The sequence below is a fragment of the Mycolicibacterium frederiksbergense genome (genome assembly GCF_012223425.1).
Lineage (GTDB): Bacteria > Actinomycetota > Actinomycetes > Mycobacteriales > Mycobacteriaceae > Mycobacterium > Mycobacterium frederiksbergense.
Genome location: NZ_CP038799.1, coordinates 5,570,915 through 5,585,206, shown reverse-complemented (window position 1 = coordinate 5,585,206; position 14,292 = coordinate 5,570,915). Strand labels below are relative to the sequence as shown.

Sequence of the window (14,292 nt, the reverse complement as noted above, 5' to 3'; positions counted from 1 at the left end):
CGAGGCAAGTAAGGTAACCGCACGTGTCCCTAATTCTTCTTCCCGCCGTCGACGTCGTCGAGGGCCGCGCCGTACGCCTGGTTCAGGGTGTGGCCGGCAGTGAAACCGAGTACGGCTCCGCCCTGGACGCCGCGCTGGGCTGGCAGCGCGACGGTGCCGAATGGATCCATCTGGTCGACCTGGACGCCGCGTTCGGGCGTGGTTCCAACCGCGAACTGCTCGCCGATGTGGTCGGGCAACTCGATGTCGCGGTGGAGCTCTCCGGCGGTATCCGCGACGACGAGAGCCTGAAGGCCGCGCTGGCCACCGGATGCCGCCGGGTGAACCTGGGCACCGCGGCGCTGGAGAATCCGCAGTGGTGCGCCGCAGCGATCGCCGAGCATGGCGACAAGGTGGCCGTCGGGCTGGATGTGAAGCTGGAGAACGGCGACTACCGCTTGCGCGGCCGCGGCTGGGAGACCGACGGCGGTGACCTCTGGCCGGTCCTGGATCGCCTTGTCGGCGAGGGCTGCTCACGCTTCGTGGTCACCGATGTCACCAAGGACGGCACCTTGAACGGGCCGAACCTGGAACTGCTGGCCTCGGTCACCGAGCGCACCGACGCGCCCGTGATCGCCTCCGGAGGGGTGTCCAGCCTGGACGACCTGCGGGCCATCGCCACCCTGACCGACCGCGGCGTCGAGGGCGCCATCGTCGGAAAGGCGCTGTACGCCGGGCGTTTCACGCTGCCCGAGGCGCTCAGCGCGGTCAGCGGCTGATGGTCGAGCCCGGGAAACTCGCGGCACTGCTCGCCACCGCCGCAGACGTCCTCGACGATGTGTCGGCGGCGTTCATCGACGGACACCGGGCCGACTCCGCAGTCCGCAAGCAGGGCAACGACTTCGCGACCGAAGTGGATCTCGCCATCGAGCGCCGTGTGGTGGCGGCCCTGACCGAGCAGACCGGTATCGGGGTGCACGGCGAGGAATTCGGCGGAGCGCCGATCGATTCCGAGTTGGTGTGGGTGCTCGACCCGATCGACGGCACCTTCAACTACGCCGCCGGTTCGCCGATGGCCGCGATCCTGCTCGGTCTGCTCGCCGACGGGGAGCCGATCGGCGGGCTGACCTGGCTGCCGTTCACCGGCAACCGCTATATCGCGGCGGCCGGTGGACCGTTGCGGGACAACGGAACAGAGCTTCCCGCCCTGACACGGTCCACTCTCACCGATTCGATTGTCGGCATCCAGACTTACAATATCGACTCGCGCGGCCGCTTTCCCGGCCGCTACCGGGCCGAGGTGCTGGCGAACCTGAGCCGGGTGTCGTCCCGGGTACGCATGCACGGCGCCACCGGTGTCGACCTGGCGTACGTGGCTGCCGGGGTGCTCGGCGGCGCGATCAGTTTCGGTCACCACATCTGGGATCACGCGGCCGGGGTGGCTCTGGTGCGCGCCGCCGGCGGCATCGTCACCGATCTCGCCGGGACAGCGTGGACGGCCGAATCGAAGTCGGCGCTGGCCGCTGCCCCGGGCATCCACGAGCAGATCCTGGAACTGGTCGCCGCCGCTGGTTCCCCGGAGGATTACTGAGATGGGTGTCGCGGTCAGGGTCATCCCGTGCCTGGACGTCGATGACGGCCGGGTCGTCAAGGGTGTGAACTTCGAGAACCTCAGGGATGCCGGCGATCCCGTCGAGCTGGCGGCAGCCTATGACGCCGCCGGCGCCGACGAGCTGACCTTCCTCGATGTCACCGCCTCCTCGGCGGGGCGGTCCACCATGCTCGAGGTGGTGCGCCGCACCGCCGAGCAGGTGTTCATCCCGCTCACCGTGGGCGGCGGGGTGCGCTCGGTGGCCGATGTGGACACCCTGCTGCGCGCAGGTGCGGACAAGGTGTCGGTGAACACCGCCGCGATCGCGCGACCGGAACTGCTGGCCGAACTGTCCAGGCAGTTCGGTTCCCAGTGCATCGTGCTGAGCGTCGATGCCCGCACGGTGCCCGCGGGGTCTGAACCGACCCCGTCGGGCTGGGAGGTCACCACCCATGGCGGCCGTCGCGGCACCGGCATCGACGCTGTCGAATGGGCGCGGCGCGGAGCCGAACTCGGGGTGGGGGAGATCCTGCTGAACTCGATGGACGCCGACGGCACCAAGGCCGGTTTCGACCTGCCGATGCTGCACGCGGTGCGCGCGGCGGTCACGGTCCCGGTGATTGCCAGCGGCGGCGCAGGCGCGGTGGGCGATTTCGCCCCGGCCGTGCAGGCCGGGGCCGATGCGGTGCTGGCCGCCAGTGTGTTCCACTTCGGGGAACTCACCATCGGTGAGGTGAAGGCCGCGATGGCCGCCGAGGGAATTGAGGTTCGATGATGTCCCTCGACCCCACCATCTCCGCCCGTCTCAAACGCAATGAGGCCGGCCTGTTCACCGCGGTGGTGCAGGAACACGGCAGCGGCGATGTGCTGATGGTCGCCTGGATGGACGACGAAGCGTTGGCCCGTACCCTGGAAACCCGCGAGGCCACCTACTTCTCGCGGTCCCGCGGCGAACAATGGATCAAGGGCGCGACGTCCGGGCACACCCAGTACGTGCGTTCGGTGCGACTGGACTGCGACGGCGACAGCGTGCTGCTCGAGGTCGACCAGGTCGGCGGGGCCTGCCACACCGGGGACCACAGCTGCTTCGACGCGGACCTGCTGCTCGGCGACGCTTGACCGTATTTGTCGGTGGCATCGTTGACAATGGCTCGGTGACCGAAGACACCGCCGCCACCCGCAAGGCACGTGGTGCGTTCTTCACCCCACCGCAGATCACCCGGTATCTGGCCGACTGGGCGGTGCGCGCACCCGATGACGCGGTGTTCGAACCGTCGGCCGGTGATGCCGCCTTCCTGGTCGCAGCCACCGAACGGCTGCGTCGGCTCGGCGCCGAACACCCCGAACTCGACGGGGTCGAGATCCATCCCGCCAGCGTTGCGACGGCCCGGCGCCGGGTGACCGAGGCCGGTGGCAGGGCGCGGGTGCGCACCGCGGACTTCTTCGACATCGCCCCCACACCAACGTATTCGGCGGTGCTGGGCAACCCGCCCTACATCCGCTACCAGGACTTCCGCGGCAGTCAGCGGGCCCAGTCCCGGCGCGCCGCGCTCAAGGCCGGCGTCACGCTGTCGGCGCTGGCCTCCAGCTGGGCGGCGTTCACCGTGCACGCCGCGCTGTTCCTGCGTCCGGGCGGCCGGATGGCGCTGGTGCTGCCCGCCGAGCTGCTCAGCGTCAACTATGCCGCCGCGGTGCGCAAGTTCCTGTTCGACCGGTTCGCCAGCGTGGAACTGGTGATGTTCGACGAGCAGGTCTTCCCGGGTGCCGAGGCCGATGTGGTGCTGCTGCTGGCCGATGGCTTCGGGGCGGGCCCGTCCGGGCACGCCGTCATCCACCGGGCCCGCAATGCCGAAGCACTGACTTCCGAACTGGTGCAACGGCATTGGTCCCCGGTTGATCCGGCCGACAAGTGGGTCAGCGGGCTCATCGGCAATCGGCCCGTCGAGATTCTGCACGGCCTGCGCGACGACGGGCGGTTCAGCACGCTCGAAGAGTGGGGCGACACCACGCTGGGCATGGTGACCGGCAACAACGGCTTCTTCGCGTTGTCCCCGGCCCGGGTGTCCGAGCTCAGGCTGCGACCGGCCGATCTGCTGACGCTGTCCCCGCCGGGCAGCGGTCACCTCCGTGGGCTCACCCTGTCCACGCACCAACTCGCGGCGCTGGGCGCAGACGGGCGCTCGGTGCACCTGTTCCGGCCCACCGGGCGGCTCTCGGCGCCGGCGCAGCGCTATGTCGACGCCGGCCACGCGGCCGGGGTGCACCTGGCCTATAAATGCCGGGTCCGCACGCCCTGGTACCTGGTGCCGCTGGTGAAGCCTGCCGACCTGCTGCTGACGTGCATGAATGCCGACACGCCGCGGCTGGTCACCAACCGGGCCGCCGCCCACCACCTCAATTCGGTGCATGGGGTGTATTTGCGCGATGAGGTGGCCGCACTGGGCCGCGATCTGTTGCCGCTGGCCGCGCTGAACTCGGTAACCGTGCTGCATGCGGAGATGGTGGGCCGCGCCTACGGCGGCGGTGTGCTGAAAATCGAGCCGCGCGAAGCGGATCGCTGGCTGGTCCCGGCCCCGGAACTGATCGCCGCCCGCGCCACCGAATTGCGGGCCGCCCGGCGCACCGTCGGCGCGCTGCTGGCCCGCGGCGAGCTGCTCGACGCGGTCGGCGTCATCGATGATGCCCTGGACCTGGCGACGGACTTGGAATCGGTTCAGGCCGCGCGCCATTCGCTGGCCTCCAGGAGGGCGGTAAGGTCGCGGCGTGCCCGCTGAGCCCTCCACCAAAGCCACCGCCTGGGCCATCTTCGACCGGATCGTCGCCGACGCCGCGCCCGCCGGGGTGCACACCAACCCGTGGCTGCGGACCGCTGACGCGTTGACCTTCCGCCCGGACTTCAAGGTGCTGCGCAAACTGCTCGGCGTACCGCTGTACCTGGATGCCCCGTCGACCACCGGGGTGCCCGCGCTGGCCCTGGACGTGTGGATGTCCTACGAGTTGCGCCGCGCGGGCTTCGAACCGGATGCGGTGTGGCCGCGACCCACCGACCCGCGGATCATGCCGGGTGCGATCGCCAGTCTGCTCGAGGCGCTGCCACAACGGGAACGTCAGCTCATCGAGGCGCGGCTGGGACGCTCGATGAAGGGCATCGTCGGCTCCAGCGCCAGCGTGCTCGGCAAGCACTACATGAAGCAGGTCGACGTCGTCATGTCCGACTGGGATACCGGTCCGGAGTTGCTGATCAGCACCAAGCGGATGGATTCCAGCTTCGGCAAGAACGCCGCCAACCGTGTCGAGGAGAGCTACGGGGACGCCAAGAACCTGCGGCTGCGGCACCCGCTGGCGGCGCTCGGTTTCGTCTACGGCCTGCGTTCGACGATCCTGACCTCCGAGCCCGACAAGGCCGAGTGGCTGATCGACCTGCTGGGCAAGCTGGGCACCGAGGACGACGCCTATCACGCCACCGCGCTGGTCATGATCGACTACGAGGCAGAGGGAGTCGAGTCACCCGAGGACGAGGTGGACAGCGTCGAAAAGGCGGAATCCGGACTGCTTTTCGAGATCGTCGACGTCGCGACCGCCGCGGTCGACGAGGCGCTGGCAGCGCTGCCGGACATCGCGATCCGCCACGATGTGGTGCCGCCGCAGTTGCAGCCGGCCAGGTTTCTGGCCATCATGGCCAACCGCGTCATCGACACCGCGCCGGTGACCCGGCACCGCGAGGCGCGCCGTCGCCGCGATCAGGCCCCGATCGGTTAGCCAACCACCCTGGAACTGGCCTTGGCCCGCGCGCTCCACCGGCCGTCGACGAACCCCACCGTCACCGGATGCCGGAATGCGGCGCTGACGTGCTCGGTGGTCACGGTGCTCCGGGCCGGACCGATGGCCACCGTGCGGCCCGCGCCGATCAGCAGCGCATGGGTGGTGCTGGTGGGCAGTTCCTCCAGGTGATGGGTCACCAGGATGGAGGCCATCTCGGGATGGGTGACCTCCAGTGTGTCAATGGTTTCCAGCAGTTGCTCGCGGGCGGCCACGTCCAGGCCGGTGCTGGGTTCATCCAGCAGCAGCAGCCGCGGGTCGGCGATCAGGGCGCGGGCGATCAGCGACCGTCCGCGCTCGCCTTGGGACAGCGTCGGCCAGATGGCGTCGGCGCGCTCCGACAGCCCGACGGTGTCGATCAGTTCATCGGCCCGGCGCACCTGCTCGGGGCTGGGGGTCCAGCGCGCCGCGGTATCCACGGTCGCGGTGAAACCGGTGAGTACCACCTGGCGCACCGTCAGCGGGTACTGCAACCGGTGCCGCGGATTGACATGGCCGATGGATCGGCGCAGCACCGACAGATCGGTGCGCCCCATCTGCCCGCCCAGGATGCGCACCGTGCCGCTGCTGGGGAACGTGACCGCCGCGCAGAAGCCCAGCAGTGTGCTCTTACCGGCGCCGTTGGGTCCCAGCAGCGCCCAGTGTTCACCGGCCTGCACCGTCAGCGAGATGCCGTCGATGATCTGCTTGCCGTCGCGGCGGAAGGTGACATCGGTGATCTCCAGTACCGGTGTCACGGTCAACGCGCCCTGAGCACCTCGAGGGCCTTGTCGGCGTGGGTGTCCATGCTGAACTCGCTGGAGATGACCTCGAGCACGGTGCGGTCGGTGTCGATCACGAACGTCGTCCGCTTGACCGGCATCAGCTTGCCGAGCAGGCCGCGCTTCACCCCGAACTCGGTGGCGACCTTGCCGTCGGCGTCGGAGAGCAGCGGGTAGTCGAAGCGCTGCTGATCGGCGAACTTGGCCTGCTTCTCCACCGCGTCGGTGCTGATGCCCACCCGGGAGGCACCGGCGGCGGCGAACTCGGCGGCCAGGTCGCGGAAGTGACAGGCCTCCTTGGTGCAGCCGGGCGTCATCGCGGCGGGGTAGAAGAACAACACCACTGGTCCGTCTTCGAGAAGTGCCGACAGACTGCGCATGGTGCCGGTCTGGTCGGGCAGTTCGAACTCGGCTACGCGGTCACCGGTCTTGATTAGCGTCACGGCTGCCCACGCTACGCCGAACGGCTTTCCGGCGTCTGGGAGGATTGGGCCCGTGCAACCCAACACCGTCACGCTGGCCGTCACCACGCCTCGCGAGGACTTCCGGGAACTCGCCGCCGGGCACCGGGTGGTTCCGGTGACCCGCAAGGTGCTGGCCGACAGCGAGACACCGCTGTCGGCGTACCGCAAGCTGGCCGCCAACCGGCCGGGCACGTTCCTGCTGGAATCCGCCGAGAACGGACGGTCCTGGTCGCGGTGGTCGTTCATCGGTGCCGGCGCGCCGTCGGCGCTGACGGTCCGCGACGGCGAGGCGGTCTGGCTGGGCGCGACGCCGAAAGACGCACCGTCGGGTGGCGACCCGCTCGTCGCGCTGGCCAGCACGCTGGATCTGCTGGCCACCGCCGCGCTGCCCGGGCTGCCGCCGCTGTCGTCGGGGCTGGTCGGGTACTTCGCCTACGACATGGTGCGCAGGCTGGAACGGCTGCCGGAGATCGCGGTGGACGATCTGGGGCTGCCCGACATGCTGCTGCTGCTGGCCACCGACATCGCCGCCGTCGACCACCACGAGGGCACCATCACCCTGATCGCCAACGCGGTGAACTGGAACGGTACCGACGACCGCGTCGACGAGGCCTACGACGATGCGGTGGCCCGCCTCGACGTGATGACGGCCGCCCTCGCCGAACCGCTGCATTCCACGGTGTCCACCTTCAGCCGGCCGCAGCCGCAGTTCCGCGCGCAGCGCACCGTGCAGGAGTACAGCGCGATCGTGGACAAACTGGTCGCAGATATCGAGGCCGGTGAGGCGTTCCAGGTGGTGCCCTCACAGCGTTTCGAGATCGATACCGCCGCCGATCCACTGGATGTCTACCGGATGCTGCGGGCGACCAATCCGAGCCCGTACATGTACCTGCTCAACGTGCCGAATGCCGAAGGGGGACTTGAGTTCTCCGTCGTCGGGTCCAGCCCGGAGGCGTTGGTCACCGTCAAGGACGGCAAGGCGACCACGCATCCGATCGCCGGGACCCGGTGGCGCGGGGACACCGAGGAGGAGGACGTGCTCCTGGAGAAGGAGCTGCTGGCCGACGAGAAGGAACGCGCCGAGCACCTGATGCTGGTCGATCTGGGCCGCAACGATCTGGGGCGGGTGTGTCAGCCGGGGACGGTGCGGGTGGAGGACTACAGCCACATCGAGCGCTACAGCCACGTCATGCACCTGGTGTCGACGGTGACCGGGCATCTCGCCGACGGCAGGACCGCGCTGGACGCCGTGACCGCGTGCTTCCCGGCGGGCACGCTGTCCGGTGCGCCCAAGGTCCGCGCCATGGAACTCATCGAGGAGGTCGAGCTGACCCGGCGCGGCCTCTATGGCGGCGTGCTCGGCTACCTGGACTTCGCCGGTAACGCTGATTTCGCGATCGCGATCCGGACCGCCCTCATGCGCGACGGCACCGCCTACGTGCAGGCCGGCGGGGGAGTCGTGGCCGACTCCAACGGGCCCTACGAGTACAACGAGTCCGCCAACAAGGCCAAGGCGGTGCTGAACGCGATCGCGGCGGCCGAGACGCTGGCAGTGCCCATTCCCGGGTCGCTTCGCTCCTGCCCGCCGGTCCAATGATCCGGATCGCGCAGGCTCTGTTGGCCCTCGGCGCGTTGGCGCTGTGGGGGGCCTCGCGCCTGCCCTGGGTCGAGGTGAGCACGTTCGACGGTCTCGGGCAGCCCAAGACCTCGACATTGTCGGGTGCGGCCTGGTCGACGGCGCTGGTGCCGCTCGCCCTGGTGCTGCTGGCGGCGGCGGTGGCCGCGCTGGCCGTCCGGGGCCTGCTGTTGCGCGCGGTGGCCGTCCTGGTCGCCGTGTCGGGCGCCGGGATCGCCTATCTGGGCATCAGCCAGTGGGTGACCCATGACGTCGCGGTACGCGCTGCCGGTCTTGCCGAGGTCCCGGTCTCCGCGCTGGTGGGCTCACAGCGCTTCTACGCCGGCGCCGGCGTGGCGGTGGCTGCCGCGGTGATTGCGCTGGTCGCGGCCGGATTGTTGATGCGTTCGGCGGCGACCGCTCGGACGTCTACGGCCCGTTACGTCGCGCCGGCGGCACGACGCGACGCGGTGCGATCGGAAACGGCCGACGGCGGCGGCCCGGAGGGAATGTCGGAGCGGATGATGTGGGACGCGTTGGACGAGGGAAGCGATCCCACCAGCGAGCCGAACACGGCGGATCCGGACAACCAGGGTCGGTGACAGAAGGTGTGGCGCTGGCGACTAACCTTTCAGAAAACAACGGGGTCCATGACATCGACGTGGTCGACGCAGACCATTCCGGGGGGATCCCGGCCGACGGAAAAGGACGATGGCCAATGAGTTCGGCGACCGTGCTCGACTCCATCATCGAAGGAGTCCGCGCCGACGTTGCCACCCGTGAAGCCGCCGTGAGCTTCGCCGACATCAAGCAACGGGCCAAAGATGCGCGGCCGCCACTGGATGTGATGGCCGCGCTTCGTGTGCCCGGCATCGCTGTGATCGCCGAAGTCAAGCGTGCCAGCCCTTCACGTGGTGAGTTGGCGTCGATCGCAGATCCCGCGCAGCTGGCGAAGGCCTACGAGGACGGTGGCGCTCGCGTCATCAGCGTGCTCACCGAGGAACGCCGCTTCAACGGATCGCTCGACGATCTGGACAGTGTGCGTGCGGCGGTGTCGATTCCGGTGCTGCGCAAGGACTTCATCGTCGGCCCGTACCAGATCCATGAGGCCCGCGCCCATGGCGCAGACATGCTGCTGCTGATCGTGGCGGCGCTGGAGCAAAAGGCCCTGGAGTCGATGCTCGACCGCACCGAATCGCTCGGGATGACCGCCCTGGTCGAGGTGCACACCGAGGAGGAGGCCGACCGCGCCCTGCAGGCCGGCGCTTCGGTCATCGGCGTCAACGCGCGCAACCTCAAGACCCTGGAGGTCGATCGCGACTGCTTCGCGCGGATCGCGCCGGGACTGCCGTCAAAGGTCATCCGCGTTGCCGAGTCCGGCATCCGCGGCACGGCCGACCTGCTGGCCTACGCCGGTGCTGGCGCCGATGCCGTGCTCGTCGGGGAGGGCCTGGTCACCAGTGGCGACCCGCGTAGTGCCGTATCCGACCTTGTCACCGCAGGCGCTCACCCGTCCTGCCCGAAACCCGCCCGCTGAGTTAGACATGGGCGATATCGCCGGCCCCGAGCTGCCCCACACCAGCGCAGCCCTCGCCGAACCCACCAGCCACGACCCGGACGCCAAGGGACATTTCGGACCCTATGGCGGACGCCTGGTCCCCGAGGCCCTGATGGCCGTCATCGAAGAGGTGACCGCCGCCTACGAGAAGGCGCGCAGCGATCAGACCTTCCTCGACGAGCTCGACCGTCTGCAGCGTCACTACAGCGGCCGCCCGTCCCCGCTGTATGAAGCGGAGCGGCTCACCCGCCATGTCGGTGGTGCCAGGATCTTCCTGAAGCGAGAAGACCTCAACCACACCGGATCTCACAAGATCAACAATGTGCTGGGGCAGGCCCTGCTCGCCCGTCAGATGGGCAAGACGAGGGTCATCGCCGAGACCGGCGCCGGCCAGCACGGCGTCGCGACCGCCACCGCCTGCGCGCTGCTCGGGTTGGACTGCGTCATCTACATGGGAGCCGTCGACACGGCCCGCCAGGCACTCAACGTGGCCCGGATGCGCCTGCTGGGCGCGCGGGTGGTTTCGGTGGAATCGGGATCGAAGACACTCAAGGATGCCATCAACGAGACGTTCCGCGACTGGGTCGCCAACGCCGATGACACCTTCTACTGCTTCGGCACCGCGGCCGGTCCGCACCCGTTCCCGCTCATGGTCCGCGACTTCCAGCGCATCATCGGCATGGAGACCCGGGTGCAGATCCGCGATCAGGCCGGCCGGCTACCGGATGCGGTGACCGCCTGTGTCGGCGGCGGTTCCAATGCGATCGGAATGTTCCACGCCTTCATCGACGATCCGGGTGTCCGGCTGGTCGGGTTCGAGGCGGCCGGTGACGGAGTCGAAACCGGTAGGCACGCTGCAACATTCACCGGTGGCTCGCCCGGCGCTTTCCAGGGCTCATTCTCCTACCTGTTGCAGGACGAGGACGGTCAGACCCTCGAATCTCATTCGATCTCAGCCGGTCTGGACTATCCCGGTGTCGGCCCCGAGCACGCGCTGCTCAAGGATGCCGGCCGTGCCGAGTACCGACCGATCACCGACACCGAGGCGATGGATGCATTCCTGCTGCTGTGCCGCACCGAAGGCATCATTCCGGCCATCGAGTCGGCCCACGCGGTGGCGGGCGGGATGAAGCTCGCCGCAGAACTGGGGGACGGCGCGATCATCGTGGTGAACCTGTCCGGTCGCGGTGACAAGGACGTGGAGACCGCAGGAAAGTGGTTCGGACTGTTGGACGGTGATTCGTGAGCCGGCTCGCCGGATTGTTCGATGGTTGCCGCGCCGAGGGCCGCTCGGCGCTCATCGGCTACCTGCCGACCGGCTATCCGGATGTCGAGACATCCATCTCGGCGATGACGGCCATGGTCGAATCCGGCGCCGACATCATCGAGGTCGGTGTCGCCTACTCCGATCCCGGTATGGACGGGCCGACCATCGCACGGGCCACCGAGGTGGCGTTGGCCGGCGGCGTACGGGTGTATGACGCCTTGCGGGCCGTCGAGGCCATCAGCAACGCCGGTGGTCACGCCGTGGTGATGACCTATTGGAATCCGGTGCTGTGCAAGGGCGTCGAGACCTTCGCACGGGATCTGGCATCGGCGGGTGGACTGGGCCTCATCACGCCGGATCTGATCCCGGATGAAGCCGATGAGTGGATTAGGGTGTCGGAGCAACACGATCTCGACCGGATTTTCCTGGTGGCGCCGTCATCGACGCAGGAGCGGTTGGCCGCGACGGTCGAGGCCTCACGCGGGTTCGTCTACGCCGCGTCGACCATGGGTGTGACGGGTGCGCGTGATGCCGTGTCGAACGCCGCACCGGAGCTGGTGAGCCGGGTCAAGGCGATATCGGATATCCCGGTCGGCGTCGGACTCGGCGTGCGCTCGCGTCAGCAGGCCGCCGAGATCGGCGCCTACGCGGACGGTGTGATCGTCGGCTCGGCGCTGGTATCGGCTCTCGACGACGGTCTGCCGGCGCTGCGCGCCCTGACCGCCGAACTCGCCGAAGGTGTGCGCCAGGCGGTGCGGGCATGACCGTGACGACACTGGCCTACATCCCCAGCCCCGCGCAGGGTGTCTGGTTCATCGGTCCGGTACCGCTGCGTGCGTACGCGCTGTGCATCATCATCGGCATCGTCGCTGCGCTGGTCATCGGTGATCGGCGGTGGGAGGCACGCGGCGGCGAACGTGGCGTGATCTACGACATCGCCTTGTGGGCGGTGCCGTTCGGGCTGGTCGGTGGCCGCATCTATCACGTCATGACCGACTGGCCCACCTACTTCGGGACCGGCGGCGCCGGGTTGGGCGCGGCGTTCCGGATCTGGGATGGCGGACTGGGCATCTGGGGTGCGGTGGCTCTCGGCGGGGTCGGAGCCTGGATCGCCTGCCGGCGACGGGGAATCCCGCTGCCCGCGTTCGGAGATGCCGTTGCGCCGGGCATCATCCTGGCGCAGGCCATCGGACGTCTGGGTAACTATTTCAACCAGGAGCTGTACGGCCGGGCGACGACCCTGCCGTGGGGCCTGGAGATCTACGAACGCCGTGATGCTGCCGGGTTCCGTGACTCCCTCAACGGTGTGTCGACGGGCGAGGTGGTCGGTGTCGTCCACCCCACGTTCCTGTACGAACTGCTGTGGAATCTCCTGATTTTTGCGCTGCTGATCTGGGTCGACCGGCGCTACAAGCTCGGCCACGGCAAGGTGTTCGCGCTGTATGTCGCCGGTTACTGTCTCGGCCGGTTCTGGGTCGAGTTGTTGCGCAGCGATACCGCGACGCTGATCGCCGGTATCCGGGTCAACTCGTTCACCTCCACGTTCGTCTTCATCGCGGCGGTGGTTTACGTGATGGTGGCGCCCAAGGGGCGCGAGGATCCGGCGTCACTTCGCGGCAACGCCGACATCGGTGAGACCTCGGTCGCCGACGAGGCGGCCACCGAGGTGATCCAGGTGGGTGCCGTCGCGGGTGTGGTCGCCGCCGCCAAGGTCGCGGGTGAGGCCGACCGCAAGGACTCGGAGAGTCCGCCAGGTGGGGACTCGGCGACTGCCGAGGACGCAACGGTGGCCGACGCCGCCGATGAGGCTGACGACGTCGAAGAGCCTGTAGAGACGGCGGTTGTCGAGCTCGTCGACTCGGAGTCCGAGGAGGCCGAGGAAGCCGAGGGCGACGCTGTCACTGCGATGTCCGAGGCCGTGACCGATGAGTCCGTTGCCGATGGTGAGCCCGCAGAAGTCGAGGAGTCACCCGAGGCTGAGGCAGCCGACACGGCGGAGGCCGCCGACGCGTCGGCGGCAGCTGCGGAGCCGGTCGCCGCCGAAGAAGCCATTGCCGAGGCCGTTGCTGAGGCCAAGGTCGTCGACAGCGATTCCGACGAGGAGGAGCCCGTCGAGACTGCAGTTGTCGAGCTTGCCGACTCGGAGTCCGAGGAAGCCGAGGGCGACGCTGTCACTGCGATGTCCGAGGCCGTGACCGATGAGCCCGATGCCGATGGTGAGCCCGCAGAAGTCGAGGAGTCACCCGAGGCTGAGGCAGCCGACACGGCGGAGGCCGCCGACGCGTCGGCGGCAGCTGAGGAGCCAGTCGACGCCGAAGAGGCGGTTCCCGAGGCCGTTGCCGAGGCCGGGGCGGCTGACAGCGGTACCGACGAGGCCGCGAGTGCGCCCGTGGCCGCGGAGGTGACCTCGGAAGCTGCGGTGTCCGAGGTCTTGACCGCACAGCCTGTGGCTGCCGACGAGTCTGTCCCGGCTGAGGAGCCAGTCGACGCCGTAGAAGCCGTTGCCGAGGCCGAGGTGGCCGCCAGCGACTCCGACGAGGCGGCGGTGTCTGAGGCCGTGACCGATGAGCCCGATGCTGATGCTGAGCCCGCCGAAGACGAGGAGTCACCCGAGGCCGAGGTCGTCGACAGCGATTCCGACGAGGATGAGCCCGTCGAGACAGCGGCTGTCGAGCTCGCCGACTCGGAGTCCGAGGAAACCGAGGAAGCCGAGGAAGCCGAGGAAGCCGAGGGCGACGCTGTCATTGCGATGTCCGAGGCCGTGACCGATGAGCCCGATGCCGATGGTGAGCCCGCAGAAGTCGAGGAGTCACCCGAGGCCGAGGCAGCCGACACGGCGGAAGCCACCGACGAGTCTGTCCCGACTGAGGAACCAGTCGACGCCGAAGAGGCCACCGCCGCGGAGGTGACCTCGGAAGCTGCGGTGTCCGAGGTCTTGACCGCACGGCCTGTCGCTTCTGACGACTCTGTGACCGATTCCCAAGAGTCGCCCGCTGTGAACACCGACGCCGAATCAAGTACGGACACAAAGAGTCTCGGTGAACGCTTCCGTAAACCCCGGTGGTTCCGCCGCAACAGCTGACCGGCCGGCGAGCTAGGGCTCCGGGTCCGGGGGTCTGAGCAGTTCCTCCGGATGATGGGAATGAGTCAGGGTGTCCTGACCGACTTCGAGCGGCCAACTGCTCGCAGACCGGGTCGAACGCCTCGAAAGCCGCTAGCACGGTCTCCCGATCCAACA

General features: G+C 68.7%; 14 protein-coding genes. 12 read left to right on the top strand and 2 right to left on the bottom strand.

Annotated features, from left to right (window positions below; all coding sequences use genetic code 11):
• Nucleotides 1-23: 23 nt before the first annotated feature.
• The 6 genes from priA to EXE63_RS30010 are packed head-to-tail and all read left to right on the top strand — an operon-like array spanning nt 24 to nt 5,329.
• The gene (gene priA / locus EXE63_RS30035) at nt 24-758 is read left to right on the top strand and encodes a bifunctional 1-(5-phosphoribosyl)-5-((5-phosphoribosylamino)methylideneamino)imidazole-4-carboxamide isomerase/phosphoribosylanthranilate isomerase PriA (RefSeq protein WP_168144969.1); all 735 of its coding nucleotides are present in this window, start codon (nt 24-26) and stop codon (nt 756-758) included.
• Complete coding sequence (locus EXE63_RS30030) at nt 758-1,570, top strand: inositol monophosphatase family protein (protein ID WP_168144968.1); 813 nt, start codon at nt 758-760, stop codon at nt 1,568-1,570. Before priA ends, EXE63_RS30030 begins: the two co-directional genes overlap by 1 nt.
• A 1-nt stretch (nt 1,571) precedes the next feature.
• A complete protein-coding gene (hisF, locus tag EXE63_RS30025) occupies nt 1,572-2,345 on the top strand; it encodes an imidazole glycerol phosphate synthase subunit HisF (protein ID WP_168144967.1) in 774 nt (257 codons plus the stop codon).
• A complete protein-coding gene (gene hisI / locus EXE63_RS30020; RefSeq protein ID WP_168144966.1) occupies nt 2,345-2,689 on the top strand; it encodes a phosphoribosyl-AMP cyclohydrolase in 345 nt (114 codons plus the stop codon). The genes hisF and hisI overlap by 1 nt, the downstream gene beginning before the upstream one ends.
• Before the next feature lie 35 nt (nt 2,690-2,724).
• Nucleotides 2,725-4,344, top strand: a complete 1,620-nt coding sequence (locus EXE63_RS30015; protein ID WP_210000120.1) for an HsdM family class I SAM-dependent methyltransferase — start codon at nt 2,725-2,727, stop codon at nt 4,342-4,344.
• A complete protein-coding gene (locus EXE63_RS30010; RefSeq protein ID WP_168144964.1) occupies nt 4,334-5,329 on the top strand; it encodes a hypothetical protein in 996 nt (331 codons plus the stop codon). The genes EXE63_RS30015 and EXE63_RS30010 overlap by 11 nt, the downstream gene beginning before the upstream one ends.
• On the opposite strand, the gene EXE63_RS30005 is transcribed toward EXE63_RS30010, so the two are convergent.
• Together EXE63_RS30005 and EXE63_RS30000 are read right to left on the bottom strand one after the other, a co-directional pair.
• A complete protein-coding gene (locus EXE63_RS30005; RefSeq protein WP_168144963.1) occupies nt 5,326-6,126 on the bottom strand; it encodes an ABC transporter ATP-binding protein in 801 nt (266 codons plus the stop codon). The two genes, EXE63_RS30010 and EXE63_RS30005, sit on opposite strands and share 4 nt — an antisense overlap.
• A gap of 2 nt (nt 6,127-6,128) precedes the next feature.
• Nucleotides 6,129-6,584, bottom strand: a complete 456-nt coding sequence (locus tag EXE63_RS30000; protein ID WP_168145857.1) for a peroxiredoxin — start codon at nt 6,582-6,584, stop codon at nt 6,129-6,131.
• Between the two features lie 61 nt (nt 6,585-6,645).
• Here EXE63_RS30000 and EXE63_RS29995 point away from each other — a divergent pair, with 61 nt between their 5' ends.
• The 6 genes from EXE63_RS29995 (at nt 6,646) to lgt (ending at nt 14,136) form a co-directional block, all read left to right on the top strand.
• Nucleotides 6,646-8,211: an anthranilate synthase component I gene (locus EXE63_RS29995; protein WP_168144962.1), complete on the top strand. Its 1,566-nt coding sequence runs from the start codon at nt 6,646-6,648 to the stop codon at nt 8,209-8,211.
• On the top strand, nt 8,208-8,831 hold the full coding sequence (locus EXE63_RS29990; RefSeq protein ID WP_168144961.1) for a TIGR02234 family membrane protein: 624 nt from the start codon (nt 8,208-8,210) through the stop codon (nt 8,829-8,831). Before EXE63_RS29995 ends, EXE63_RS29990 begins: the two co-directional genes overlap by 4 nt.
• Nucleotides 8,832-8,947: 116 nt before the next feature.
• Nucleotides 8,948-9,766, top strand: coding sequence for an indole-3-glycerol phosphate synthase TrpC (gene trpC, locus EXE63_RS29985; RefSeq protein ID WP_168144960.1), 819 nt, complete (start codon nt 8,948-8,950; stop codon nt 9,764-9,766).
• A 7-nt stretch (nt 9,767-9,773) separates the two neighbouring features.
• Nucleotides 9,774-11,033, top strand: coding sequence for a tryptophan synthase subunit beta (trpB, locus tag EXE63_RS29980; protein WP_168144959.1), 1,260 nt, complete (start codon nt 9,774-9,776; stop codon nt 11,031-11,033).
• On the top strand, nt 11,030-11,818 hold the full coding sequence (trpA, locus tag EXE63_RS29975) for a tryptophan synthase subunit alpha (RefSeq protein WP_105362275.1): 789 nt from the start codon (nt 11,030-11,032) through the stop codon (nt 11,816-11,818). Before trpB ends, trpA begins: the two co-directional genes overlap by 4 nt.
• The gene (gene lgt, locus EXE63_RS29970) at nt 11,815-14,136 is read left to right on the top strand and encodes a prolipoprotein diacylglyceryl transferase (RefSeq protein ID WP_168144958.1); all 2,322 of its coding nucleotides are present in this window, start codon (nt 11,815-11,817) and stop codon (nt 14,134-14,136) included. The genes trpA and lgt overlap by 4 nt, the downstream gene beginning before the upstream one ends.
• Nucleotides 14,137-14,292: the final 156 nt, after the last annotated feature.